Annotated in this window: 25 protein-coding genes; 10 read left to right on the top strand and 15 right to left on the bottom strand. The window is 68.6% G+C overall.

Going from position 1 to position 23,068, the window contains the following annotated elements; all coding sequences use genetic code 11:
* Entirely contained in the window at nucleotides 1-2,481 is a 2,481-nt protein-coding gene (pepN, locus tag F0U44_RS20065) for an aminopeptidase N (RefSeq protein ID WP_149730157.1), read from the bottom strand.
* Between the two features lie 24 nt (nucleotides 2,482-2,505).
* Between pepN and F0U44_RS20060 the strand changes: the two genes are divergently transcribed.
* A complete protein-coding gene (locus tag F0U44_RS20060) occupies nucleotides 2,506-3,399 on the top strand; it encodes an oxidoreductase (RefSeq protein WP_149730156.1) in 894 nt (297 codons plus the stop codon).
* Between the two features lie 6 nt (nucleotides 3,400-3,405).
* Here F0U44_RS20060 and F0U44_RS20055 read toward each other — a convergent pair whose 3' ends face one another.
* On the bottom strand, nucleotides 3,406-4,143 hold the full coding sequence (locus F0U44_RS20055; protein WP_149730155.1) for a peptidylprolyl isomerase: 738 nt from the start codon (nucleotides 4,141-4,143) through the stop codon (nucleotides 3,406-3,408).
* Between the two features lie 50 nt (nucleotides 4,144-4,193).
* On the opposite strand from F0U44_RS20055, the gene F0U44_RS20050 reads away from it, so the two are divergent.
* Complete coding sequence (locus tag F0U44_RS20050) at nucleotides 4,194-5,066, top strand: LLM class F420-dependent oxidoreductase (protein WP_149730154.1); 873 nt, start codon at nucleotides 4,194-4,196, stop codon at nucleotides 5,064-5,066.
* 8 nt (nucleotides 5,067-5,074) lie between these two features.
* On the opposite strand, the gene F0U44_RS20045 is transcribed toward F0U44_RS20050, so the two are convergent.
* Nucleotides 5,075-5,461 carry a VOC family protein gene (locus F0U44_RS20045; RefSeq protein ID WP_149730153.1) on the bottom strand — a complete coding sequence of 129 codons (387 nt, stop codon included), beginning with the start codon at nucleotides 5,459-5,461 and terminating at the stop codon, nucleotides 5,075-5,077.
* 71 nt (nucleotides 5,462-5,532) lie between these two features.
* Between F0U44_RS20045 and F0U44_RS20040 the strand changes: the two genes are divergently transcribed.
* Nucleotides 5,533-5,751, top strand: a complete 219-nt coding sequence (locus F0U44_RS20040; RefSeq protein WP_149730152.1) for a ribbon-helix-helix domain-containing protein — start codon at nucleotides 5,533-5,535, stop codon at nucleotides 5,749-5,751.
* Nucleotides 5,751-6,059 (top strand): type II toxin-antitoxin system PemK/MazF family toxin, encoded by a 309-nt coding sequence (locus tag F0U44_RS20035; RefSeq protein ID WP_149730151.1) that lies wholly within the window; start codon nucleotides 5,751-5,753, stop codon nucleotides 6,057-6,059. Before F0U44_RS20040 ends, F0U44_RS20035 begins: the two co-directional genes overlap by 1 nt.
* Nucleotides 6,060-6,078: 19 nt before the next feature.
* Here F0U44_RS20035 and F0U44_RS20030 read toward each other — a convergent pair whose 3' ends face one another.
* Nucleotides 6,079-8,013, bottom strand: a complete 1,935-nt coding sequence (locus F0U44_RS20030) for a hypothetical protein (RefSeq protein ID WP_149730150.1) — start codon at nucleotides 8,011-8,013, stop codon at nucleotides 6,079-6,081.
* Nucleotides 8,014-8,149: 136 nt separating this feature from the next.
* On the opposite strand from F0U44_RS20030, the gene F0U44_RS20025 reads away from it, so the two are divergent.
* Complete coding sequence (locus tag F0U44_RS20025) at nucleotides 8,150-8,506, top strand: VOC family protein (RefSeq protein WP_149730149.1); 357 nt, start codon at nucleotides 8,150-8,152, stop codon at nucleotides 8,504-8,506.
* A 34-nt stretch (nucleotides 8,507-8,540) separates the two neighbouring features.
* Here F0U44_RS20025 and F0U44_RS20020 read toward each other — a convergent pair whose 3' ends face one another.
* Together F0U44_RS20020 and F0U44_RS20015 are read right to left on the bottom strand one after the other, a co-directional pair.
* Entirely contained in the window at nucleotides 8,541-9,755 is a 1,215-nt protein-coding gene (locus F0U44_RS20020) for an oxygenase MpaB family protein (RefSeq protein ID WP_149730148.1), read from the bottom strand.
* 80 nt (nucleotides 9,756-9,835) lie between these two features.
* On the bottom strand, nucleotides 9,836-10,285 hold the full coding sequence (locus F0U44_RS20015) for a DUF6918 family protein (RefSeq protein ID WP_149730147.1): 450 nt from the start codon (nucleotides 10,283-10,285) through the stop codon (nucleotides 9,836-9,838).
* 112 nt (nucleotides 10,286-10,397) lie between these two features.
* Here F0U44_RS20015 and F0U44_RS23120 point away from each other — a divergent pair, with 112 nt between their 5' ends.
* Nucleotides 10,398-10,541, top strand: a complete 144-nt coding sequence (locus F0U44_RS23120) for a hypothetical protein (RefSeq protein ID WP_188113580.1) — start codon at nucleotides 10,398-10,400, stop codon at nucleotides 10,539-10,541.
* An 18-nt stretch (nucleotides 10,542-10,559) separates the two neighbouring features.
* Here F0U44_RS23120 and F0U44_RS20010 read toward each other — a convergent pair whose 3' ends face one another.
* The 3 genes from F0U44_RS20010 to F0U44_RS20000 are packed head-to-tail and all read right to left on the bottom strand — an operon-like array spanning nucleotide 10,560 to nucleotide 13,841.
* A complete protein-coding gene (locus F0U44_RS20010; RefSeq protein WP_149730146.1) occupies nucleotides 10,560-11,021 on the bottom strand; it encodes a VOC family protein in 462 nt (153 codons plus the stop codon).
* Between the two features lie 16 nt (nucleotides 11,022-11,037).
* Complete coding sequence (locus tag F0U44_RS20005; protein ID WP_149730145.1) at nucleotides 11,038-13,395, bottom strand: ATP-binding cassette domain-containing protein; 2,358 nt, start codon at nucleotides 13,393-13,395, stop codon at nucleotides 11,038-11,040.
* Nucleotides 13,396-13,430: 35 nt separating this feature from the next.
* The gene (locus tag F0U44_RS20000) at nucleotides 13,431-13,841 is read right to left on the bottom strand and encodes a VOC family protein (RefSeq protein ID WP_149730144.1); all 411 of its coding nucleotides are present in this window, start codon (nucleotides 13,839-13,841) and stop codon (nucleotides 13,431-13,433) included.
* Nucleotides 13,842-13,930: 89 nt separating this feature from the next.
* Here F0U44_RS20000 and F0U44_RS19995 point away from each other — a divergent pair, with 89 nt between their 5' ends.
* Nucleotides 13,931-15,094 (top strand): alpha-hydroxy-acid oxidizing protein, encoded by a 1,164-nt coding sequence (locus tag F0U44_RS19995; protein ID WP_149730143.1) that lies wholly within the window; start codon nucleotides 13,931-13,933, stop codon nucleotides 15,092-15,094.
* Here F0U44_RS19995 and F0U44_RS19990 read toward each other — a convergent pair.
* The 5 genes from F0U44_RS19990 to F0U44_RS19975 form a co-directional block, all read right to left on the bottom strand.
* Nucleotides 15,081-15,920 carry an SDR family oxidoreductase gene (locus tag F0U44_RS19990; protein WP_149730142.1) on the bottom strand — a complete coding sequence of 280 codons (840 nt, stop codon included), beginning with the start codon at nucleotides 15,918-15,920 and terminating at the stop codon, nucleotides 15,081-15,083. The two genes, F0U44_RS19995 and F0U44_RS19990, sit on opposite strands and share 14 nt — an antisense overlap.
* Before the next feature lie 65 nt (nucleotides 15,921-15,985).
* Nucleotides 15,986-16,414 (bottom strand): helix-turn-helix transcriptional regulator, encoded by a 429-nt coding sequence (locus F0U44_RS19985; protein ID WP_149730141.1) that lies wholly within the window; start codon nucleotides 16,412-16,414, stop codon nucleotides 15,986-15,988.
* Nucleotides 16,415-16,460: 46 nt separating this feature from the next.
* The gene (locus F0U44_RS19980; protein WP_149730140.1) at nucleotides 16,461-17,216 is read right to left on the bottom strand and encodes an alpha/beta hydrolase family protein; all 756 of its coding nucleotides are present in this window, start codon (nucleotides 17,214-17,216) and stop codon (nucleotides 16,461-16,463) included.
* A 15-nt stretch (nucleotides 17,217-17,231) separates the two neighbouring features.
* Nucleotides 17,232-17,402: a hypothetical protein gene (locus tag F0U44_RS23115; protein WP_188113579.1), complete on the bottom strand. Its 171-nt coding sequence runs from the start codon at nucleotides 17,400-17,402 to the stop codon at nucleotides 17,232-17,234.
* A gap of 118 nt (nucleotides 17,403-17,520) precedes the next feature.
* Entirely contained in the window at nucleotides 17,521-18,765 is a 1,245-nt protein-coding gene (locus F0U44_RS19975) for a GGDEF domain-containing protein (protein WP_188113578.1), read from the bottom strand.
* Nucleotides 18,766-19,172: 407 nt separating this feature from the next.
* On the opposite strand from F0U44_RS19975, the gene F0U44_RS19970 reads away from it, so the two are divergent.
* The gene (locus F0U44_RS19970; RefSeq protein WP_149730138.1) at nucleotides 19,173-19,877 is read left to right on the top strand and encodes an alpha/beta fold hydrolase; all 705 of its coding nucleotides are present in this window, start codon (nucleotides 19,173-19,175) and stop codon (nucleotides 19,875-19,877) included.
* Between the two features lie 4 nt (nucleotides 19,878-19,881).
* Nucleotides 19,882-20,397 (top strand): META domain-containing protein, encoded by a 516-nt coding sequence (locus tag F0U44_RS19965; protein ID WP_149730137.1) that lies wholly within the window; start codon nucleotides 19,882-19,884, stop codon nucleotides 20,395-20,397.
* Nucleotides 20,398-20,400: 3 nt separating this feature from the next.
* Here F0U44_RS19965 and F0U44_RS19960 read toward each other — a convergent pair whose 3' ends face one another.
* Nucleotides 20,401-21,417 carry a zinc-dependent alcohol dehydrogenase family protein gene (locus F0U44_RS19960; RefSeq protein WP_149730136.1) on the bottom strand — a complete coding sequence of 339 codons (1,017 nt, stop codon included), beginning with the start codon at nucleotides 21,415-21,417 and terminating at the stop codon, nucleotides 20,401-20,403.
* Between the two features lie 95 nt (nucleotides 21,418-21,512).
* On the opposite strand from F0U44_RS19960, the gene F0U44_RS19955 reads away from it, so the two are divergent.
* A complete protein-coding gene (locus F0U44_RS19955) occupies nucleotides 21,513-23,063 on the top strand; it encodes a helix-turn-helix domain-containing protein (protein WP_149730135.1) in 1,551 nt (516 codons plus the stop codon).
* Nucleotides 23,064-23,068: the final 5 nt, after the last annotated feature.

The raw sequence follows: 23,068 nt of genomic DNA, 5'->3' as shown, positions 1-23,068 counted from the left end.
TCAATCAGCAGGGTCCGTCGAAACCCGGGAGGCAGGGAACGCGGCGGCCACTGCGCGGCGTCGTTCGAGCTCGTCGACCTGTTCGCGCAGGCGTCGCAGTGCCGCTGCAGGCAGATCGAGCGTCAGCGCCGCGCGGGCCCGGGCGTAGGTGGCGTCATCGAGGTGCGTGATCGGGAAGTACGCCTCGACGGCGACCGCTTGCACCCAGCCCTGGTGGTGGGCGACCACCGTCGGCAGCTGGTCGAAATAGGCGCCGGCGTAGCCCTGGGTGAGGTGCTGCTGTCCGGGTTGCCACAGGTCGTAGCCAGCAGCCTCGATCTCGTACATCGCGACGGAGACCTCGCCCATGAGCCGAGACCACGCAAAGTCCTTGCCCTCGGCTGTTGGCAGGGACGCCACGGCGGCAGCGTGCTCCACCAGGGCATGACTCGTCGGCCCTGCGTCGAGTGCGGCGTCGAGCTCCGCCTTGCCCGTGAGACCGAGCCGCGCCTGGCGGCGGCGGATCCGCCACGCGAGGTCGTCGTCGAGGTCGACCCCGTCGGCGATGCCGTGGTCCGCGGCCCAGGACGCCAGTGCTTCGGCGTCCGAGCAGGACGCGACGAGCGCTCGGAAGGTCGAGAGCCGGAGCTCCGAACCGGCCTGGGTGCGCTCCAGCGCGGCGCGGAGGCCGAGGTGCACCCGGTCCAGTGAGCCGGCCGGTGCGAGGGGCACGACGGTGCCGAGCACCCAGGGCAACAGGTGCTTGCGGCTGTCGGCGGTGTCCTCGATCGGAGGAGCGACGGCGGCGAGGTCGACCACGGCGGCCGGGTCGACCGTCGCGTTGGCAAACCCGAGACGCACGTTGTTCCACATCGATGCTCGCAGCTGCGGGTCGAGAGTCCGGGTCAGCCGGGGGAGGGCCGCCATCGTGACCGGGTCGGGTGGCGCCACCGCCCACGTCGTCTCGTCGGCGTCGAGGAGGACGGCCGCCTCCGGCGGTGGTGAGTACGGCGTCGCCGGACCCACGAGCTCGAGCGGTTCGCGCTGCCACCCGTCCGGACCGTGCGTGGCGACGGTGATCCGGTGGCGGCGATCTGCCGGGAAGGCGGCCGGGGGAGTGCGGCGTACGAGGCCGGCGGCCCTGTCGAACGTCAGCACGTCGGGACCGGGCGTGCGCAGCCAGTCGTCGACGAAGCCGTCGAGGTCGCCGGCTCCCGCACGCGTCCAGCTCGCGAAGAGGTCGTGCATGGTCGCGTTGCCGAAGCGGTGCCGCTCGAAGTGGTCGCGAACGCCGGTGAAGAAGACGTCGTCGCCCAGACGCTCGGCGAGCTGGCGCAGCACGTTGGAGCCGCGGGCGTAGGAGATGCCGTCGAAGTCCTGGAGTGCAGCGAGGGCGTCGACCGCGCCGTTGCCCGCCACCGGATGGGTGGTCGGGCGCTGGTCGGCGGTCAACCCCCACACGCGTCGCGAGTAGGACTGGTCGACCCAGGCGTCGTGGTAGGCCGTGGCGTCGGCGATGACCCGGTAGCCCACGTACTCGGCGAAGGACTCGTTGAGCCAGAGGTCGTCCCACCACTGCGGGGTGACCAGGTTGCCGAACCACTGGTGCGCCATCTCGTGGGCGATCAGGGTGGCGCGGTAGGAGCGGTCCGCATGGGTGCTCGGACCGTCGTAGAGCAGCTGGTCGCGGATCGTGATGCAGCCCGGGTTCTCCATCGCGCCGGCGTTGAACTCGGGCACGAACGCCTGGTGGTAGTCGCCGAACGCGTAGCGGCTTCCGAAAAGTCGGTGCAGCTCGTCGAAGCTCTGCCGGGTGAGGGTGAACAGTTCGTCGGCCTGCTCTTCGAGTGCGCGCGCCTTGCTGGCCCGGGCGCTCATCGTCAGCCGGATGCCGTCGTGCTCCTCGGCGAGGTGCTCGTAGGGGCCGGCGACCAGGGTGACGAAGTAGGTCGAGAGCCGGGGAGTGGGGCCGATCCGCCACTCTCGAGCCGCGTCGTCGTCGCCGATCTCCTCCGCCCGTGCGTTGCCGACGACCAGCCAGTCGTCCGGCGCCGTGACGTGCATCGTGTAGGGCGCCTTCAGGTCGGGCTGGTCGAAGCAGGCGAAGATCGTCGGCGCGGCATCCATGAACGACATGCCGTAGATGTAGGCCTCGCCGTCGGCCGGGTCGATGCTGCGGTGCAACCCTTCGCCGTCGTTGCGGAACGGCATCGTCGCGTCGACCACGAGCTCGTGGTTGCCGGGGGAGAGGTCCAACGGGAGGCGGCCCCGATCGAGGGTGCCGGTGTCGAGGACAGCGCCGTCGAGCGCGGCGCGGTGCAGGGCGGTCGGTCGCACGTCGGCGAAGGTCGGGCCGCCGGTGGAGGTGAACCTGATGGTGGTGATCGACCGGAACGTGGTGTCGTCGGTCGTCAGGTCGAGCCGGACGTCGTAGGAGGTGATCGACAGCTGAGCACCCCGCTGGATCGCCTCGTCCCTGGTCAGACTTCGCCACGTCGCCACAGCAACGCACCCTAGTCTTTGCGCATGCGCCCGTGGACTGATGTGCCGCCCCAGCAGGGACGACGTTTCGTGATCACCGGAGGCAACGGCGGCATCGGGTTCCAAGCTGCGCGGATCCTCGGGTCGCGCGGTGCCGAGGTGGTGCTGGCCTGCCGAAGTGTCGAGAAGGGGGAGGCAGCCGCGCGTCAGGTCCCCGGCTACGACCAGGGGCGCGTCGCCGTACGCCGTCTCGACGTCGCCGACATCGCCTCGGTGCGGGCGTTCGCTGCGGACTTCCTCGAGGACTACGACGGCCTCGACGTGCTCGTCAACAACGCCGGCGTCCTCGGCGCGCCGCTGGGGTTCACCGTGGACGGGGTCGAGACGCACTTCGCCACCAACCACCTGGGCCACTTCGCGCTGGCCAACCTGCTGCTGCCGGCGATCCGCGAGCGGGTCGTCGTCACCAGCTCGCGCGAGCACCGCCGCGGCGTCCTCGACCTCGACGACTTGGCCTGGGAGCGGCGTCCCTACAAGGTGTTCGACGCCTACGCCCAGTCCAAGCTGGCCGATCTGCTCTTCATGACCGAGCTCCAGCAGCGCCTCACCGAGGCCGGCTCACCGGTCCGGGCGGTCGGCGCCCACCCCGGTGCGTCGTCGACCAACATCACGAGTGGCTCGGGCAATCCGGTGCTCACCTGGATCGGTGTCAATGGGTCGAAGCTGGTCAGCATGCCCGCCTGGCGCGGGGCGCTCTGCACCGTCTACGCGGCCACCATGGACATCCCCGGGGACACCTACATCGGACCGCACGGCAGGCTCGAGCTGCACGGTTGGCCCGCCGTCGCCCGACGTGGCAAGGCGGCCGAGGACAAGGTCCTCGGCCGCCGCCTGTGGGACGTGTCGGAGAAGCTGAGCGGGGTCAGCTTCCCTCTCTGAGATCGGTCAGCCGACGCTGACCGAGGCGATGTCGACGGGCGTGTTCGGCGCGCCGTCGCCGGGGCCGTTGGACTCGTCGGTGCCAGCGTCACCGACCTGCGTGACGAGGTCGATCGTCGCCTGGTCGACGTGGCCGAAGACCGTGTAGGCGGGCGGCAGCGGGCTGTCGCCGTAGACGATGAAGAACTGCGAACCGTTGGTGTTGGGGCCGGCGTTGGCCATCGCGAGGGTGCCGGTGCCGTAGGTCTCGGTGCCGTCGAGCTCGTCGGCGAAGGAGTAGCCGGGGCCGCCGGCGCCGGTGCCGGTCGGGTCGCCGCACTGAAGCACGTAGATGCCGGACGTGGTCAGGCGGTGGCAGTGGGTGCCGTCGAAGTAGCCCTGCTCGGCGAGCGACACGAAGGAGTTGACCGTGCACGGCGTCCGGTCAGCGTCGAGCTCGAGCTTCAGGTCGCCGATCGAGGTGTTCATCGTGATCGGCACCTTGCCCGACACGGTGGACGCGGTCGGCGGCGCGTCGACATCGCCCGAGGACCCGTCGGACGGGTAGTCGCACGTCTCGCCCGTCGCCGTCTCGGTGACGGTGGTGTCCGCCGTGGCGTCGGTCGACTCCGTGGGCGAGGTGCTGGAGGTGGTCTTGTCCTTGGCCTCGGCTTCCTTGGGGTCATCGCTGCAGGCGCTGAGGCCGAGGGCGAGGGTCAGGGACGCGGCGACGAGGGCCGGGCGGAGGAACGACTGAGCACGCATGGCGGGAAGCCTAGACACTCATCGGTTGTGGCGGTGCGTACGGTGGCCTGGTGGACCTCGGTGTGCATCACGCGAACTTCTCCTACCCCGGGTGGGAGACCAACCTGACCGAACGTCTGGTCGCCACTGCGCAGGCTGCAGAGGCCGGTGGTGCTGAGCTGTTCACCGTCATGGACCACTGGTTCCAGATGGAGAACATGGGTGGCCCGCCGGAGCCGATGCTCGAGGCCTACACGACCCTGGCGCACATCGCGGCGCTGACCGAGCGGATCCGGCTCAGCGCGCTCGTCACCGGCGGCACCTACCGCCACCCCGGGCTGCTCGCCAAGACGGTCACGACGCTCGACCGGCTCTCCGGCGGGCGGGCGATGCTCGGGATCGGGGCTGGCTGGTACGAGCGGGAGCACCTCGGGCTGGGCGTGCCGTTCCCATCGACCGCCGAGCGATTCGAGCGACTCGAGGAGTCGCTGCAGATCTGTCTCCAGATGTGGAGCACCGACGACGGGGTCTATGACGGCAAGCACTTCCGGCTGGCGGAGACCATCGGTGTCCCGCCGCCGTTGGCCCACCCGCACCCGCCGATCATGATCGGGGGAGCGGGGGAGCAGAAGACGCTGCGGTTCGTCGCGCTCTACGCCCAGTGGTGCAACATCTTCGGCGTCTCGCCCGAGGTCATGCGCCACAAGCTCGACGTGCTGCGCCGCCACTGTGACGACGCCGGCACCGATTACGACGCCATCCGCAAGACGATGATCACGTCCGAGGACCCGTTGGCCGACGCCGACGGCTTCGTCGCACTCATGAGCGACTACGCCGACCTGGGCATCTCGCTCGTGACGTTGATGCCCCACGGCAACGACCCGGTGGTGTGGACCGAGCGGGTCTGCGCCGAGGTGCTGCCGCGCTTGCAGGAGCTCGGCTAGTCGTTATGTCAGGTGGTTTCGGCCGGCTGGAAGAGCTCGACCAGGTTGCCTGACGGGTCCGCAATCAGCACCTGGCTGCCACCGGGCCCGCTCACGACGTCGCTCACGAACGTCAGCCCGTTGGCGCGGTGGCGGGCGACCTCAGCGTCGAGGTCGTCGACCACGAGGTTGATCCGGTTGCGACCGGGGGAGTCGGCGACGTCGGGGGGAGTGGCGCGAGCGCCGGAGCTGGCTGCCCCGGACAGGAGGAGCCGCAGGGGACCCCGGGCGACGTCGGCGAACGCCGGCGCGCGGCTCATGTTGACGGTGAACCCGAGGTGGGCTGTGTAGAACTCGATGGCCGCGTCGACATCGTCAACGAGGTAGCGGACGCTGGCACGTGCGGGCTCGGACATGGACATCGCCTCCTTGCCTGACCTTAGCGCGACGAGGCGCCGAACGAATCCCAGATTGGTACCATGATGGTATGAGCACCCAGATCGCCGTACGCCTGCCCGACGAGCTCGTCAGCTATGTCGACGCCCTGGTGTCCGACGGGGCAGGTTCGCGCGCGACGGTGATCACGCGTGCTCTCAAGATCTATCAACAGCAGCTCCGGGCTGAGGCGGATGCTCGGATTCTCGAGGCGACCGGGGACTACGACGAGTTCGACGCGCTGATCGCGCATGCGTCGGTCGACGAGTGATGCGAGACATCCACATCGCGCACCTCGACAAGGCCCGCCCGGTCCTCGTGCTGACGCGAGAGCCGGTCCGGGCGGCCATGCGCAGGGTGACCGTCGCGCCGATCACGTCGACGGCGAAGGGCTTGAGCACCGAGGTCGCGGTCGGCGTGGCCAACGGACTCGAACAACCGTCGGTCGTCAGCTGCGACAACATCATCACGATCGACAAGGCGGCGCTCGGTCGTCACGTCGGCTTCCTCTTCGAGCACCAGGAAGCCGATCTGGCCGGAGCGATTGCGAGCGCCTTCGCCCTGCGGGTCGACACCTGACGCTTCCAGGGCGGGGCGCTCAGCGCTTGGGGGCGTGCTCCAACTCCATGCGCAGTCGGCTGAAGCGGTCGGTGATGAACTGGTCGAACTCCCGGTGCGTCGATCGTTCTTCGAGGTAGAGGCCGAGCTTCGGCAGGCTTTCGTCGAAGAAGGCAGTGAACCTGAAGAATCCGGGGCGCGCGGCGATCAGCTCGGGGGTCCAGATGCTCCGGAAGCTGCCCTCGTAAACGAACAGGGACGGGAACTGGTAAGCCGGATTTCCCTTGGTGTAGTAGAGCTTGAGCTTGCCCGGGTCGATTTCCACCCAGGGTCGGCCACGATTGAGCACGAACTTGGTCCGGCCGTCGGCCGACGTCTCCAGTCGGGATGAGAGCGGGATCGTGGCCTCGACCCTCAGCGGCGCGACGAGCTCGGCGTTGCCAGCGGCCCAGTCCGTGGCATACGAGGCCGAGTTGTAGTAGAGCCACTCGGTGACGACGAGGTCCTGGGTGCCGGCGGTTTCGAACCGCCCGGCGTCGGTCATCGTCGTGATCAGCGCGACGTCAGAGGCCGCGACCTCGACGTCGCCTTCCTCTTCGACGTGTCCTTGGGACCTGTCGTCCCGGGTGTACTCGCGGACGCGTGCATCGAAGTCCAGCTCGAATCGTGCGCACTTCTGGAGCCGGTCGATGGCCTGGTCGCTGACGGACTCGGGACCGCCGAGGATGGTGACCATACGCGCGAGCATCAGCAGGGCTGGCGCGTAGGCCGTCTCCCGGTTCATGCAACGGTCGAAGCCCTTGTCGAAAGCGTTTTGGATGACATCGAGCACCAAGCCGAAGCCTTCGGTGGCCTGCTCGCTGAGCCCGTGGTCGGCTGCCACGAGCTGGCTGGTGCGGGTCCAGCCGAGGAAGCTCGCCATCGCGAGGACGGCGAGGGTGTCGTCGGTGACAGCCGCGTCGAGGCGGGGTTTGACGACGCGTCGGTAGTAGTCGAGCAGGTAGGGCACCAGTTGGTCGCCGTCGAAGTTGCCTTCACGCTTCATCTCTTGCGCTTGATCGCCGATGAGCTTCTCGATTTGCGCTTGTGCGTCAGCAGGCGCCCGCAGCTTGGCTGCGGCGCGCTCCGTGGACGTGGCGTTGCCGACGCCGTAGTCAGAGAAGTGGCTCAGCTGCAGCGAGATCGCCGAGGTTTCCTGGGTCGGGGGATAGGCGTGGAAGTCCTTGCCCGCTTCGCGTGTCGCGAAGACGAGCTGTCGGGTGAGGGGAATCGCGTCAGGCGGTGTGATGGTGAGCGTGGCTAGCTGTCCGAGCTGCAGGCCGTGGGGCGTGATGTCCACCGCCGACATGGCTCCGGCAAACGGCTTGCCGCTGAGGCTTGTCACCGGGGTGAGAGTGATCTGCTCGTCGGTCAGCACGCCGTCGGGAGGCACGTCGAGGACGAAGACGCTGCCGTCGAGCCCGGTGGCGGTGATCGTGCCGCCGGTGTCAGCGGGGACGAGAGCCGACGCTGCGTGGGCGGTGTCGAGGACGGGCGTGACGTCCAGGGGATTTCCGGGCGGAGGCGGCAGGGCCGGGTCCTGTCCGGGCTTCGTCACTCGGACGGGCGCTGTGCGGCAGCTTTGGCCGATGCAGGCGATGAGGTAACGCGCGCCGGCCTGCTTGGGCACCACGTCGACCTTGTAGGTGCGCCGGGCGCCGGCCTTCAGTTCTGGCACGTCGATCGTCGCGACTCGGACGTCGTCTGCGTCGGCGGTCTGGTTCTTCGACAAGACGATCTTCAGTCGAGCGGTCGCCGTGCGACGCGCGAGCTTGTTGACGACGACGACATCGGCGGAGAACGTCTGGTTGATCACGGCATTCTCGGGCGCGCGGACGGCCTTCACCGATGGCAGCCTGGTCGCACCCTCGGCAACTGATGGCACGAGCGTGACGAGAAGGAGTGCAACCACGAAGGCGGAGCCGGCCTTGCGCATCTGGCGAGACTAGACCCGTACGGAGGACACTGAGGGGGATTCAGTAAAGACGTCACCTGACATAATGTCACTTATCGGCGGTACGTAGACGAGTGGCAGAACCCCTCTCGAGCGCCTCCCTGGCACGCTGGTGCCCATGGAACGCGTGCTTGGCATTGGTGGACACTTCCTTCGTGCAGCGGATCCCGCTGAGCTCAGCGCTTGGTACCGCGAATGCCTCGGTCTCGACGCTGACGAATACGGAACCTGGATTCAGGAAGCCGGGAAAACGGTGTTCGCGACCTTTGAGGCTGATACCGACTACTTCGGGTCGCCGACCCAGCAGGTCATGCTGAACTTCCGGGTGCGCGACCTGGACGCGATGTTGGCTCAGTTGCGCGCCAAGGGCGCTGATGTCGCCGATCGGGTCGAGGACATGCTCGGCGTGGGGCGGTTCGGTTGGGTGACGGATCCTGAGGGAAACCGGGTTGAGCTCTGGCAGCCGGCGAGCTGACATAACGTGCCGGGCTCCCCTTGGAGGCTGGGGGTCAGCTGTAGTTCGGGTTGTTCCCCGTCGGCAGCGTGATGTTGACGCGCTTGCCCTCACCGAGGAAGAACAAGACGCCCTGGCGAAGGAACTCGTCGAACATCCAGTAGCCCTCAGGTGCCAGCGGTAGCGCGAGTCCGAACTCGCGGAACTTGATGAACGGCGGCCACCCTGCCTTGATCATGCCGTCGTAGGGAGACTTGGGGATCTCGAGCCAGGTCGCGATCTGCTCTCCCAGGCAGTAGCGCGCGAAGGCGTGGAGCATCGGCTTGGTCAGACCGCCGTCGTACTCCGCCGCCAGGTTGAGCAGGATGTGTGCCAGTGCCTTGCCCTCGGTGGTCGGCGCAAGGATCGGGTCGAGCACCTGTCGGGCCTGATCATTGGCGGACACCCAGGTGGCCGGGATGTACTCGTCCTTCACGCCCAGCATGTGTGCGGTGATCTGCCACAGGTGGAGGAACGCCTCGGAGTCGGCTGCCGGCATCGGCACCTTCCAGGCGTCGAGCTTGTTGCGGCTGAACGTTGCGAGGCTGTGCCAGGTCACCATGATGTCGGCCTGGCTGATCGGCAGGGTCTCCTCGGCGCCGGCCTTCCAGTGGCCCGACTTCGGCAGCAGGTAGCGGACCGCGGAGTGCGTCAGGCGGGTCTTGAGGCACGTGACGACCATCTGGCCACCCGTCCCGAAGGCGTTCTTGGTGCCGATGTCGTAGCCGAGCTTGGCCGTCTTGGCGATCCGGTCCTTCATGTCGGCGCCGCCGGCCGAGTAGTAGACCGCACGCGCCTCCCGCGGGATGACGCAGCTCATCATGCCGCTGCCGAAGCCGTAGAGGATGCCGAGGTAGAGCCCGCGTCGCTCGTAGAAGTCGAAGACGCGGGTCAGCTTGGTCTGGTCGGTCCACGACGGCAGTTGGCGCGCTCGCTCGAGGAAAGCGGCCAGGTCGCTGGGCAGGCCGGCTGGCAGTGGCTGCTCGTTGTGCGTCCAGCCAGCCAGGAGGTCGTTGACCAGGTCGACCTCATCGCGCTCGAACAAGCCGGCGACGATGCGGTCGGCCTCGTCGTCCCAGACGTACTTGGGATCCATGCCGGTGCCTGCGCCGATGACCGACTGCGACGGTGACCAACTCCAGGCCGGACTGGGCGCCACGATCCCGAGCGCTCCGACCGCTCCGAGCGCACTGCTCCCCCACAGCACTGAGCGCCTGCTGAGTCCGTCCATGCCAGTCTCCTCATTGATACGAAGATACGTGTTGCGTCTCTTTGTATCATCGAGAGCCGAGGTGCCACAAGGACCGCCGGTCAGGGAGTGCGGGTGGCGTGCTTCTGCACGGTTGCGCCGAGTCGCGGCAAGGCGGCCTGGACGTGAGCGTCGGCCTTGGCTCGTAGGGCGCGGTAGACCTTCTTGAGAGCTTCCTTCGAGGTGGCCTCGGCTCGGGCGTCGGTGATCGCAAGCAGAGCGGCGGTCACCTGCTCGCCGTGCTGGGCAAGGTAGGCGCCGAAGTCGGGGCCGCCGTCGGCGACGAACTTCTCCCAGAACGGCTCGAGCGCGCTGAGCGCATCAGGCAGCAGCTTGCGCACCGCCTTGCGGACCAGGTCCGGCATCATCTTCGTGGCGGTGGCGTAACCCGCCTTCAGCGTGGCACCCGACACGCCCTTCTTGTCAGCAACCTCCTGGCGGACGACGTCGACCAGGTCGGTGACGAGGGGAGGTCGGTTCTTCTTCGTCAGCAGCTGCTTCGAAAGGCTCATGAGACCGAACGGTAGCGACCCGCGCTGAACACCGGACGACGCCCGTCACCGGATGATTCCAGCGCTGTCGGGTACTGACGGGGTACACAGCGTCACAGAAACGGAGACAACAATGGTTATTCTCGGCGTCGTCCTCTTGGTCATCGGCCTCCTGGCCAGCATCTCGGTGCTCACCACGATCGGAGCGATCCTCATCGTGGTCGGGCTGGTCCTCAACCTGGTGCCGATCGGTGGCACCCGACGGACCTACTACTGATCCCCTGAGCGCTGCCTGTCAGTCGAGGCAGAACTCGTTGCCCTCGGGGTCGGTCATCACGATGTGGCCCGAGCCGATCGGAAGCGCCGGCTCGAACCGCTCGACCCGTAATGCCCCGAGGGCGACGAGGCGCTCGCACTCCGCTTCCAACACCGCCATGCGCTCGTCCCCCTCGAGCCCCGGCGCAGCACGCACGTCGAGGTGCACCCGGTTCTTCGCGACCTTGCCCTCAGGAACCCGTTGGAAGAACACCCTCGGCCCCACCCCGTCGGGGTCCTCGATGGCCGAGGCGCTGTTGCGCCGCTCCTCGGGGACGCCGGCCCGCTCCAGGAACTCGTCCCAGGCAGCGAGGGGGTCCTCGCCGTCGGCCAGGGTGACGCCGGGCGGCGTCGGGTGGACGTAGCCGAGGGCGTCGCGCCAGAAGGTCGAGAGCCCCCGCGGGTCGCGCGCGTCGAACGTGATCTGCACTGTGCGGCTCATAGGGGTCACCCTGCCGTCAGCCGCCGACATAGTCAGCCAGGTGCTCACCGGTCACGGTCGACCGCTGCGCGATGAGGCCGGCGGGAGTGCCTTCGAAGACGACCGTGCCGCCGTCGTGGCCGGCACCCGGGCCGAGGTCGATGATCCAGTCGGCGTGCGCCATCACGGCCTGGTGGTGCTCGATCACGATGACCGACTTCCCCGCGTCGACGAGCCGATCGAGCAGCCCGAGCAGGTTGTCGACGTCGGCGAGGTGCAGGCCGCTGGTCGGCTCGTCGAGGACGTAGGTGCCGCCCTTCTCCGAGAGGTGCATCGCGAGCTTGATGCGCTGCCGCTCTCCCCCGGACAACGTGTTGAGCGGCTGACCCAGCTTGACATAACCGAGGCCGACGTCCTCCAGGCGACCGAGGATCGCCGCGGCCTGCGGGGTCTTGGCGTCGCCGTCGGCGAAGAACGCGTGCGCCTCGGTGACCGGCAGGTCGAGGACCTCGGCGATGTTGAGCCCGCCGAAGCGCAGCTCGAGGACGTCGGCCTGGAAACGCTTGCCGCCGCAGTCCTCGCAGAGCGTCGCGACGGTCTCCATGAAGCTGAGCTCGGTGTAGATCATGCCGTTGCCGTTGCAGGTCGGGCAGGCGCCCTCGGAGTTGGACGAGAAGAGCGCGGGCTTGACCCCGTTGGCCTTGGCGAACGCCTTGCGGATGGGCTCGAGGAGTCCGGTGTACGTCGCCGGGTTGCTGCGCCGGGAGCCCTTGATGGCGGACTGGTCGACGACGATGACATCGGCTGAGGCGGAGATCGACCCATGAATCAACGAGCTCTTGCCCGAGCCGGCCACGCCGGTGACGACGCACAGCACCCCGAGCGGGACGTCGACGTCGACGTCGCGCAGGTTGTGTCTGTCAGCGCCCCGGATCTCGAGCACGCCCTTCGCGGTCCGCACCGACTCCTTGAGCTGCGCTCGGTGGTCGAGGTGGGTGCCGGTCAAGGTGCCACTCCCCCGCAGCCCCTCGACCGTGCCCTCGAAGCAGACGGCGCCGCCGGCCGTGCCGGCGCCCGGCCCGAGGTCGACGACGTGGTCGGCGATCTCGATGGTCTCCGGCTTGTGCTCGACGACGAGCACCGTGTTGCCCTTGTCGCGCAGGTCGCCCAGCAGCTTGTTCATCCGCTGGATGTCGTGCGGGTGCAGGCCGACGGTCGGCTCGTCGAAGACGTAGGTGACGTCGGTGAGGGCTGAGCCGAGGTGGCGGATCATCTTGGTGCGCTGGGCCTCACCGCCCGAGAGGCTTCCCGAGGGCCGGTCGAGCGACAAGTAGCCCAGGCCGATCTCGACGAAGCTGTCGAAGAGGTGCAGGAGGTTGCCGACCAGCGGTGCGACACCGGGGTCGTCGATGCTGCGGATCCATTCGGCCGCGTCGGTTATCTGCATCGCGCAGACCTCGCCGATGTGCTTGCCCTTGATGGTCGAGGAGCGCGCTGAGTCGTTGAGACGGGTGCCACTGCAAGCGGAGCACGCTGCGAACACGGCGGCGCGCTCGACGAACGCCTTGATGTGCGGCTGGAGCGAGTCGACGTCCTTGCTGAACATCGACTTGCGGATCTTGGGGATGAGCCCCTCGTAGGTGATGTTGATCTTCTCGACCTTCACCTTCCGTGGCTCGGCGTAGAGCAGCTCCTCGCGCTGCGCCTGCGTGAACTTCGCGATCGGCACGTCGGGCGGGACGACCTCCTTGTAGGGCGCGACCATCCACCCGTCGGCGGTGTAGCCCGGGACCAGGATCGCGCCCTCCTCGAGCGTCTTGCTCTCGTCGAGGATCGCCGTCAGGTCGAGGTCGGACACCGTGCCGCGGCCCTCGCACTCGGCACACATGCCGCCGAGGTAGATCGCCTGGCGTACGACGTTCTTCTCGACCTTCCCGCCGGCCTTCTCCGTCTGCATCACTCCGCTCGCCTTGCGGGTCGGGACGTTGAACGAGAAGGCCGTCGGCGGGCCGATGAACGGTGAGCCGAGGCGGCTGAAGAGCACCCGCAGCATGGCGTTGGCGTCGGTGACGGTGCCTACGGTGGAGCGCGCGTTGGCGCCCATCCGCTCCTGGTCGACCACGATCGCGGGCGTGATGCCTTCGAGCAGGTCGTAGTCGGGGCGGGAGAGGTTGGGCATGAACCCCTGGACGAAGGTCGAGTAGGTCTCGTTGATCAGCCGCTGTGACTCCGCAGCGATCGTGCCGAAGACGAGCGAGCTCTTGCCCGAGCCCGAGACGCCGGTGAAAACGGTCAGCCGCCGCTTCGGCAGCTCGATGTCGACGTCCTTGAGGTTGTTCTCCCGAGCGCCCTGGACGCGGATGAGGTCGTGGCTGTCAGCAGTGGGGGTAGCCATGGTGAATATCTACAGCAGGTCGTCAAGCAGCGCCGTCAGGCGGTCTGCTGGATCTTGATCTCGTTGCCGGCCGGATCGCGGAAAGCGCAGTCCCGCACGCCGTAGGGCTGGTCGATCGGCTCCTGCGCGACCTCGGCGCCGCGCGACTGGAGGAGGTCGAACGTCGCGTCGACGTCGTCAGTCGCGAGGTTGATGCCGAAGTAGGTGCCCTTGGCCATCAGTTCGCGAAGCGTCTGCTTCTCGGCGTCGGTGAGGCCCGGTGTGGCCGCCGGCGGGTGGAGGACGATGTTGGTGTCGGGCTGTCCCGGCGGACCGACGGTCACCCAGCGCATGTCGTTGTAGCCGACGTCCATGCGCACCTCGAAGCCCATCGTGTCGCGGTAGAACCTCATCGACTCCTCAGCGTCGAGGTGGGGCAGGAAGCTGCTGTGAATCTTGATCTCCATGGCCAGAAACCTACGACCGGGTCCCGACACCGCGCTTCTCGATTCCTGATCACTCTCGAGCGTTCCGTCAGGTGCGGCATCATGCGCGCATGGCGAACTTCTCCGACTTCAACCTCGGCATCTACCTGAGCGGGCTGAGCGGCGTGAAGCCGCCCTTCCCCGTGACGTACGAAGGCATGGCGGCTGCCGCCGCCGAGAAGCTCGACCCCGTGCTGCTCGACTACGTCGCGGGCGGCGCGGGCGACGAGTACACCCAGAACGGCAACAGCGAGGCGTTCCGCCGGTGGGGCATCTACCCGCGGATGCTGGCGGGCGCTGCCGAGCGCGACCTCACCATCGAGCTCTTCGGTCGTACCTATCCCACGCCCCTCTTCATGGCTCCGATCGGCGTCGTCGGCATCATGCACGAGAGCCAGCACGGCGACATCGAGGTCGCCCGGGCCGCCGCCGCGTCGGGCGTGCCGGCCGTCATCTCCACCCTGATGCAGGACCCGATGGAGGACGTGGCCGCTGAGCTCGGCGACACCCCCGGCTTCTACCAGCTCTACACGCCCAACGACCGCGAGCTGGCGGAGAGCTTCGTCCGCCGGGCCGAGGCCGCCGGTTATGCAGGAATCGTCGTCACCCTCGACACGTGGTCACTCGGCTGGCGCCCCCGCGACCTCCAGCACGCCGCCATGCCGCAGCTGCAGGGCAAGTGCCTGGCCAACTACTTCAGCGACCCGGTCTTCCGCAGCCGTCTCGAGAAGTCCCCGGAGGAGGACCCGGGCACGGCCACGATCGCCTGGGCACTCACCTTCGGCAGCCCGGCCCTGTCCTGGGACGACCTGCCGTGGCTGCGAGGGCTGACGGACCTGCCACTGCTGCTCAAGGGCATCTGCCACCCCGACGACGTACGCCGGGCGAAGGACGGCGGCGTGGACGGGATCTACTGCTCCAACCACGGCGGCCGGCAGGCTGCGAGCGCCCCGGCGATCGACTTCCTCCCGGGTGTCGTCGCCGCGGCCGACGAGATGCCGGTGCTCTTCGACTCGGGTGTGCGGTCCGGTGTCGACGTCGTCAAGGCGCTCGCGCTCGGTGCGACCGCGGTCGGCATCGGCCGGCCCTACGGCTGGGGCATCACGGTGGGCGGTGCGGCGGGCGCCCACCACATGCTCCAGTGCCTCCTCGCGGAGGCCGACCTGACGATGGGGCTCAACGGCTACCGCACGATCGCGGAACTCACGACCGAGTCGTTGGTCAGGACTCCTTGATCCAGGCCTCGCTGCGCGCCCACAGCTCCGCGGCGAGCTCGTCGGTCACGACCTTCGACGGCGTCTTCTCACGCTGGTTGTCGTAGTAGCGCCCGGTCTGGCCCGCGACGTCGGGCGAGGTCGCGCAGTAGAGGGTGGTCCGGGCCCCCTGCTCGACCGACTTCATGAAGAGCTTCATGACCTGGCGGAGCCCGATCGGGACCTCTCGCCAGACATCGGAGGCGACCGCGCCCGGGTGCACCGAGTAGGTCGTGACGCCGGTGCCCTCCAGTTGACGGCCGAGCTCCTTCGCGTGGAGCACGTTGGCCAGCTTGGACACGGAGTACTCGTCGAACGCGGTCCGGGTGACGCTGGGCTGGCGGATCGCCTCCCAGTCGATGCCGGGCGCGCGGAAATGAGCGGTGCTGGCGACGTTGACGATCCGGCCCGGGCCGCTGGCGACGACGTGGTCGCGAAGCAGCTCGGTGAAGAGGAAGGTGCCGACGTGGTTGGTGCCGAAGGCCAGCTCGAAGCCGCTCTTCGTCAGGCCCCGCGCACCGGCGAGGCCGGCGTTGTTCACCAGCACGTGGAGCGGCTCGCCACTCGCAAGGAACGTCTCGGCCGCCGTGCGGACCGACGCCAGGTCGCCGAGGTCGAGCGGGACGAAGTCGAGATCGGTGTTGCCGGTGCTGTCGGAGATCTCCTTCATGGCCGCGCGGGTCTTCTCCTCGGACCGACCGGCGATGACCACGCGGGCACCGCGGCCGGCCAGCACGCGGGCGGTCTCCTTGCCGATGCCGGTGTTGGCTCCCGTGACCAGGAAGGTACGTCCCTTGAGATCGCTCATGGTCGACCATCTTGTCGGGGTTTGCCCGGCCTGTCGTCCGACCCTGGTCGGAGGAGCTGTGTGACTCAGGCGACGCCGCGGTTGCGCACCGGCCGGGTGACCTTCTTCGCGACGCACGCGATCATGCCCTCGGTCGAGGACTGCGCGTCGTCGCGGTAGACGCTCGGCGACACCCCGACCAACTCGGTGAAGCGAGTGCTGAAAGTCCCGAGCGAGGAGCAGCCCACGGCGAAGCACACATCGGTGACGCTCAGGTCGCCGCGACGTAGCAGCGCCATCGCCCGCTCGATGCGACGCGTCATCAGGTAGGAGTACGGCGGCTCGCCATAGGCCTCCTTGAACTGCCGGCTCAGGTGACCGGAGGACATGCCGACACCTGCGGCGAGCGCGGCGACGTCGAGCGGCTGGGCGTACTCCCGGTCGATGCGGTCCTTCACCTTGCGCAGCAGGGCGAGGTCGCGCAGACGCTGGTCGTCGGCCGGACGGTTGCTCACAGCCTGATCGTGCCACGTCGCACGGACACCGGGATCGGCCCCGGAATCAGTCGACGAGGTATTGGTCGGCCCAGGCAGAGATGATCCGACCGGCCCGTTGCCCCTGGCCGGGCTTCGTGAGCAGGTGGTCCGAACCCTCCAGCGAGACGAAGCTGCGCGGGTGACGGGCGGTGCGGAAGATCTCGCTCGCGTTGGCGATCCCGACCGTGTTGTCGGTCGGCGAGTGCATGACGAGCAGCGGTCGGTGCAGCTCGCGGATCGCTTCGCGCAGGTCCGCGCGGCGCATGTCCTCGACGAAGGAACGTCGCAGCGTCAGCGCCTTCCCGCCGACGAGCCACTCCGCCTCCCCCTCCTCGAGGACCCGGTCGACCAGGGAGTCGTACTGCGACTCGGCGTGGGCCGGCTCGATCGGCGCGCCGATCGTCACGACCGCACGCGCTTGCGCGCCGTGCGCGGCGGCCAGCGCAGCGGCCCCGCCCAGCGAGTGCCCCACGAGTACGTCGACGCCCGTCCCCCGCTCGGCCATGAACCGTGCCGCGCAGACGGTGTCGGCGACCTTCTGGGTGAACGAGCCCGCGTCCCAGTCCCCGTCGGAGTCGCCGAGGCCCAGGTTGTCGTAGCGCAGCATCCCGATGCCGTCGCTGGCGAGCTGCTTGCAGATCCGCGCGGCCGCGGGACAGTCCTTGCCGAGCGTGAGGCCGTGGACGAACAGTCCCCAGCCGCGCGCCTTCCCGACGGGCTCGTCGATGAGCCCAGCGAGCATCGGTCCCGTGCTGCTCTCGAACCTGACCCGGGTCGCCATGACCCGGAGGTTAGATCAACTGGCTTCCAGCCAGGAACCGGTCCGCGAGATCACGACGCGCTGGTGCACGTCGCACATCCCGTGCTCGGTCACCCGCTCGCGTTCGCACATCGGGAACCCGCAGTCAGCCGGGACCCCCTCAGGCCCTCCGGCCGGTCCAGCGTCGTAAGACGATCCTGCGCTCATCGTGGCCACCTCCCCCTTGTGGTGATGACTTCATCGTGCGCCTCGAGGTCGCACAAGAGCGACGGGTCGTCGTCCACAGGTGTCCTGGTCACTCAGGACTAGTCCGCCGCGCGAACGGTCAGGCGGCGTCGAGGGCGACGGTACGGATCCGGTCGCGCCCGTCGTTCTTCGCGGTGAAGAGAGCCCGGTCGGCGGCGCTCAGCACCTCGACGAACTCGACGGCTCCCTCGTCGGCCCCGACGGCGGCGACGCCCAGGCTGATGGTGATCGCTCCGGCGCCCGGGAAGGACGTCGTGGCGACCCGGCACCGGATCCGCTCGGCGATCGCTGTGGCCTCGGCCGCCGTGACGTCGGGCAGCATCACGCTGAACTCCTCGCCCCCGAACCGGCCGAGCAGGTCGTTGTCCCTCACCTCGGCCCGGATGGCGTCGGCGACCAGCGCGAGCGCCTCGTCCCCGACCAGGTGGCCCCACGCCTCGTTGAAGTCCTTGAAGTGGTCGAGGTCGGCGAAGATCAGGCACCACGGCTGACCGCGACGTGCGCACCGCGCCGCACCTTGGACGGACAGCCGTCGCCAGGACTCGAAGCGCAGGGCACGGGTCTTCTCGTCGTACTCGGCGCGTTCCCGGAGGGGCTCGTGCAGGGCAGCGCGTTGGGTGATCAGGTAGACCGGAGCCAGCAGCACCACGAACCACCCGCCACCGGTCCAGATGGCCGCCGACAACCCGCCGACGAGCAGCACGCCGGCCTCGGTCAGGTAGAACGACCACGTAGCGAGGGTCTGGCGGAGCCACCCCTCGTCGCCGGCCTCGTTGAGGTAGGCACTGCCGTGGAAGAGGAGGGTCTCGACGCCGAGGAACGCGGCCGCCGCTGTCACGACGGTCGCGAGGCCGAGGAACCCGCTCCCGTGCATCAGGTCCGGCTCGTCGGCCATGACGCGGTGCGCGACCAGCGAGGCCGCGACGCCGGCGAGGACGACGTACGCCGCCGAGCCGATCCACTTCCAGGTGGCCACCCGCAGTCCGCGCCACCAGGCGTGGGCGTAGGTGATCGCCACTACCGGCAGTAGCCACGGCGTGGGAAGGAGTAGCGCGCTCGCGAACGCCCAGGCCGATAGCCCCTTGTGCGGCCGCTGGCTGTCACTCGCGCCGCCCTCGAGCAGCCGCCCGAGCTCGACGTTGACGATGGAGAGGAGGACCAGGAGAAGGCCGGTGAGCACCGGCGCTCCCGACGTGCTGCCATGGCCGAGCTCGTTCGTGAGCAGTGGTACGGCGAGCGCACCCACCACCGCGGTCGTCACCCAGACTCGCAGTCTGAGCGGGGCGCGCAGGAACGGCCACCCGCGAACGTCGACTCCGTCCATGGGGTGAAGGTAGGACTCGACCCGAGCCGCGTCAGCCGAACCGCGCGACATCGTGCCACCGGTCGGGCCGCCTGGTCACAACGGACCAGTGCCGTGATGCCTTCGGGGCAGACCTGCTCGACTGCCATGGCGTGTCTCAGGGACGCGTGCTTACCGTCGATGTATCAGGCGAACCCGCCAGCGATCCGTAGGGAAAGGAGGTGGCGAACATGAGGGACAACGTCCTTACCATCAATCGGGCGGACCACTTGTCGCACGACCTGCCCTGCGGGCGGTGCGGACACGGCGTCCACACCTATCTGCCGTGCAGCGACCACTGCGACTGCCCGCCGGTGGTCCTGCCGGGCCAGGTCGCCTGACTCTGCCAGCCTCGCGGCACTGTCGGCGGTCGTCCGTAGGTTGCTGACATGACGACTCCACCGATCGTGCTCGTACCCGGATTCTGGCTCGGCGCTTGGGCGTGGGACGAGGTGGCCGAGGTGCTTCGCGCCGCTGGCGACGAGGCCCACCCGGTGACGCTGCCCGGGCTCCACTCCCCCGACGACGACCGCTCGTCGGTGACGTTCGCCGACCACGTCGACGCCATCTGCGCGGCGGTCGAGGCCGTTTCTGGCCCGGCGGTCCTGGTCGTCCACAGCGGTGCGGGCATGCCGGGCTACGCGGCGACCGACAAGATCCCCGAACGGATCGCTGCGATGGTCTACGTCGACACCGCCCCCGGCAAGGGCGCGATGGACCCGGAGTTCGCCGCCGTTGAGCTGCCGCTCGCTCCGACCTGGGAGGAGCTCGGTGAGAACCTCGACGGGATCAGTGAGGCCCAGCTTGAGCGGTTCCGAGAGCGCGCCGTACCGCAGCCGGGCGCGGCGCTGAGCGGTGAGTGGGCCTTCGCCAACGACATGCGGCGGGCGGTGCCGTCCACGATCATCTGCACGGCCTTCACCGCCGACGAATATCGGGCCGGCGTCGCCGAGGGCCACAGCTTCCTGGCTGGCGTGCCCGAGCTGGACGACCTCACCTGGGCCGAGCTGCCGACCAGCCACTGGCCGATGTGGTCGCGCCCCGCCGACCTGGCGTCGATCATCGCTGGCGTGGCTGACGCTGTGGGAACCTGATCGGGTGACGCGTCGTCCCACCCCTGTGAAGACCATCTCCCTGGCTGCGGCCGCACTGCTCGTCCTGACCCTCGCCGGGTGCGGTGACGAGGACTCCTCCCCCGAGGCCCACGACGACCCGGCGTCGACGGGCCTCACCCTCGACGACCTCGACGGCAATGGCTATGCCACCGCCCAGGTCTCCGGACACATGCTCGTCGACGAGACCGTGGTCCGCCTCGGTTTCGACGGCACCCAGATCGCTGTCGACGCCGGATGCAACCACCTGTTCGGCACGCTCGCGCTCGACGGCGACACCCTCGACGTCAGCAACATGGGCGGCACCGAGATCGGCTGCGAGCAGGACCGTGCCGACCAGGACGCATGGATCGTCGACTTCCTGACCAGCGGCCCGACCATCGCGCTCGACGGCGACACCCTCACGTTGACGGCAGGTGACGTCTCGATGGCGCTTGCGCTGCAGGCGCCGACCGACGTGTCGTCGGGTGACCCCGACGACACCGTCACCAGCAACGAGTAGGACTCAGGGCTGGAGGATGACCTTGATCGCGCGGCGCTCGTCCATCGCGCGGTAGGCCTCTGGGGCTTCAGTCATCGGAAGCGTGAAGTCGAAGACCTTGCCCGGGTCGATCCGACCCTCGACCACCAGGTCGAGCAGCTCGGGCAGGTAGCGCCGTACGGGGGCCATGCCTCCGCGCAGCCCGACGTTCTTCTGGAACATCCGGCCCACCGGCAGCTCGACGCCGTGCGGCACGCCGACGAAGCCCACGGTCGCACCGGGCCGGGCGACAGCGAAGGCCGAGCCCATCGAGTCGTCGGTGCCGACGCACTCCAGGACCGCGTCGGCCCCGATGCCTCCGGTGATGTCCTTGACGGCCTTGGCCCCCTCACGGCCGCGTTCGGCGACCACATGGGTCGCGCCGAAGGCCGTGGCAAGCTGCTGCCGGGACTCGTGACGAGACATCGCGATGATCGTCTCCGCGCCCATGACCGAGGCGGCGAGCACGCCACAAAGGCCGACGGCGCCGTCACCGACCACGACGACCGAACCGCCCCGCCGCACCCCGGCGGACACGGCGGCGTGCCAGCCGGTCGGCATGACGTCGGTCAGCGCCAGCAGGGACGGGACCAGTGCCGCGTCGGGGGTACCGCCGGTGGAGACCAGGCTGCCGTCGGCCTGGGTGACCCGGGCGTACTGACCCTGTCCGCTCGACGTCATCCCCAGGTTGTCGCAGGCCGACTGCACGCCGGCCACGCAGTGAGCGCAGGTGTTGTCGCAGTGGCAGAACGGCACGATGACGTAGTCACCGGGTTTGAAGTCGCGCACTTCGGCACCGACCTCCTCGACCACACCGATGCACTCGTGGCCGATCGTCGCCCCGGCCGAGATCGGGTTCTCGCCGCGGTAGGGCCACAGGTCGGATCCGCAGACACATCCGGCGGTGACCTTCACGATGGCGTCGGTCGGCCGCTTGATCGTGGGGTCCGGGACCTCCTCGACGCGGATGTCACGAGGGCCGTGGATCGTCGTTGCGAGCATGCCGACAATCCTGCCCTATCGCCTGAATCCGGCGCTTCACGCGCGGCCCGCGGGGATGGTTGGCGTTATCTCACATGTGAGTTACCGTCTGTTCCATGACGGTCTCCCCTGTCCTTGAGAGCGACACCAACTACAAGGGTCGGATCGGAAACCTGATCCGCGATGCCCGTAAGCACCGGGGCCTGACCCAGACCCAGCTCGCCGAGCGCCTCGGCACCAGCCAGAGTGCGATCAACCGCATCGAGAAGGGTCACCAGAACCTCTCCCTCGAGATGCTGGCCCGGATCGGCACCGCCCTCGACTCCGAGATCGTCGCCCTGGGCGCCGGCCCGACGCACCTGCGGGTCAAGGGCCCGACGACGCTGTCGGGCGAGATCGACGTGAAGACGTCGAAGAACGCCGGGGTCGCGCTGCTGTGCGCCTCGCTGCTCAACCGGGGGCGCACCACCCTGCGCAAGGTCGCCCGCATCGAAGAGGTCAACCGGCTGCTCGAGGTGCTGGGCAGCCTCGGCGTGCAGACGCGTTGGATCAATGACGAGAACGACCTCGAGATCATCCCCCCGAAGGAGCTCGACCTGAGCCGCATCGACGAGGAGGCGGCCCGCCGTACTCGCTCGGTGCTGATGTTCCTCGGACCGCTCCTCCATCGCGCTGAGAGCTTCGAGCTGCCTTACGCAGGAGGCTGCAACCTCGGCACGCGCACCGTCGAGCCGCACATGTCGGCGCTGCGCCCCTTCGGGCTCGAGGTCAAGGCCACCGACGGGTGGTACCACGGCGAGGTCAGCAAGCTGGTCTCCCCCAGTCGGCCGATCGTGCTCACCGAGCGCGGCGACACCGTGACCGAGAACGCGCTGATGGCAGCGGCGCTGCACCCTGGCACCACCGTGATCCGCAACGCGTCGTCCAACTACATGGTCCAGGACCTGTGCTTCTACCTGCAGGCGCTCGGCGTCGAGGTCGAGGGCGTGGGCACGACGACGCTGACCATCACGGGCAAGCAGGTCATCGACGTCGACGTCGACTACGCCCCCAGCGAGGACCCGATCGAGGCGATGTCGCTGCTCGCTGCCGCGATCGTGACGCGGTCGGAGATCACGATCCGCCGAGCGCCGATCGAGTTCCTCGAGATCGAGCTGGCGACCCTGGAGGAGATGGGCTTCCGTTACGAGCGGTCGGAGGAGTACCTCGCGGCCAACGGCCACACCCGGCTCGTCGACATCCGCACCTTGGCCTCCGACCTGGTCGCTGCGCGCGACAAGATCCACCCGATGCCCTTCCCCGGCCTCAACATCGACAACCTGCCGTTCTTCGCCGTGATCGCGGCCGTCGCCGAGGGCCAGACGACGCTGCACGACTGGGTCTACGACAACCGGGCGATCTACCTGACCGAGCTCAACAAGCTCGGTGGACGGGTGAGCCTGCTCGACCCGCACCGGGTGATGATCGAGGGGCCGACGTCGTGGACCGGCGCCGAGCTCGTGTGCCCGCCGGCTCTGCGGCCGGCGGTCGTCGTGCTGCTCGCCATGCTGGCCAGCAAGGGCACCTCGGTGCTGCGGAGCACCTACGTCATCCACCGCGGCTACGAGGACCTCGCCGAACGCCTGAGCTCCCTGGGCGCCGAGATCGAGACGTTCCGGGACATCTAGCCCAC

Origin of the sequence: Nocardioides humilatus, from assembly GCF_008373755.1 — a bacterium.
In the GTDB taxonomy this organism is placed as follows: domain Bacteria; phylum Actinomycetota; class Actinomycetes; order Propionibacteriales; family Nocardioidaceae; genus Nocardioides; species Nocardioides humilatus.
This window is presented reverse-complemented; position numbering and strand designations above follow the sequence as displayed.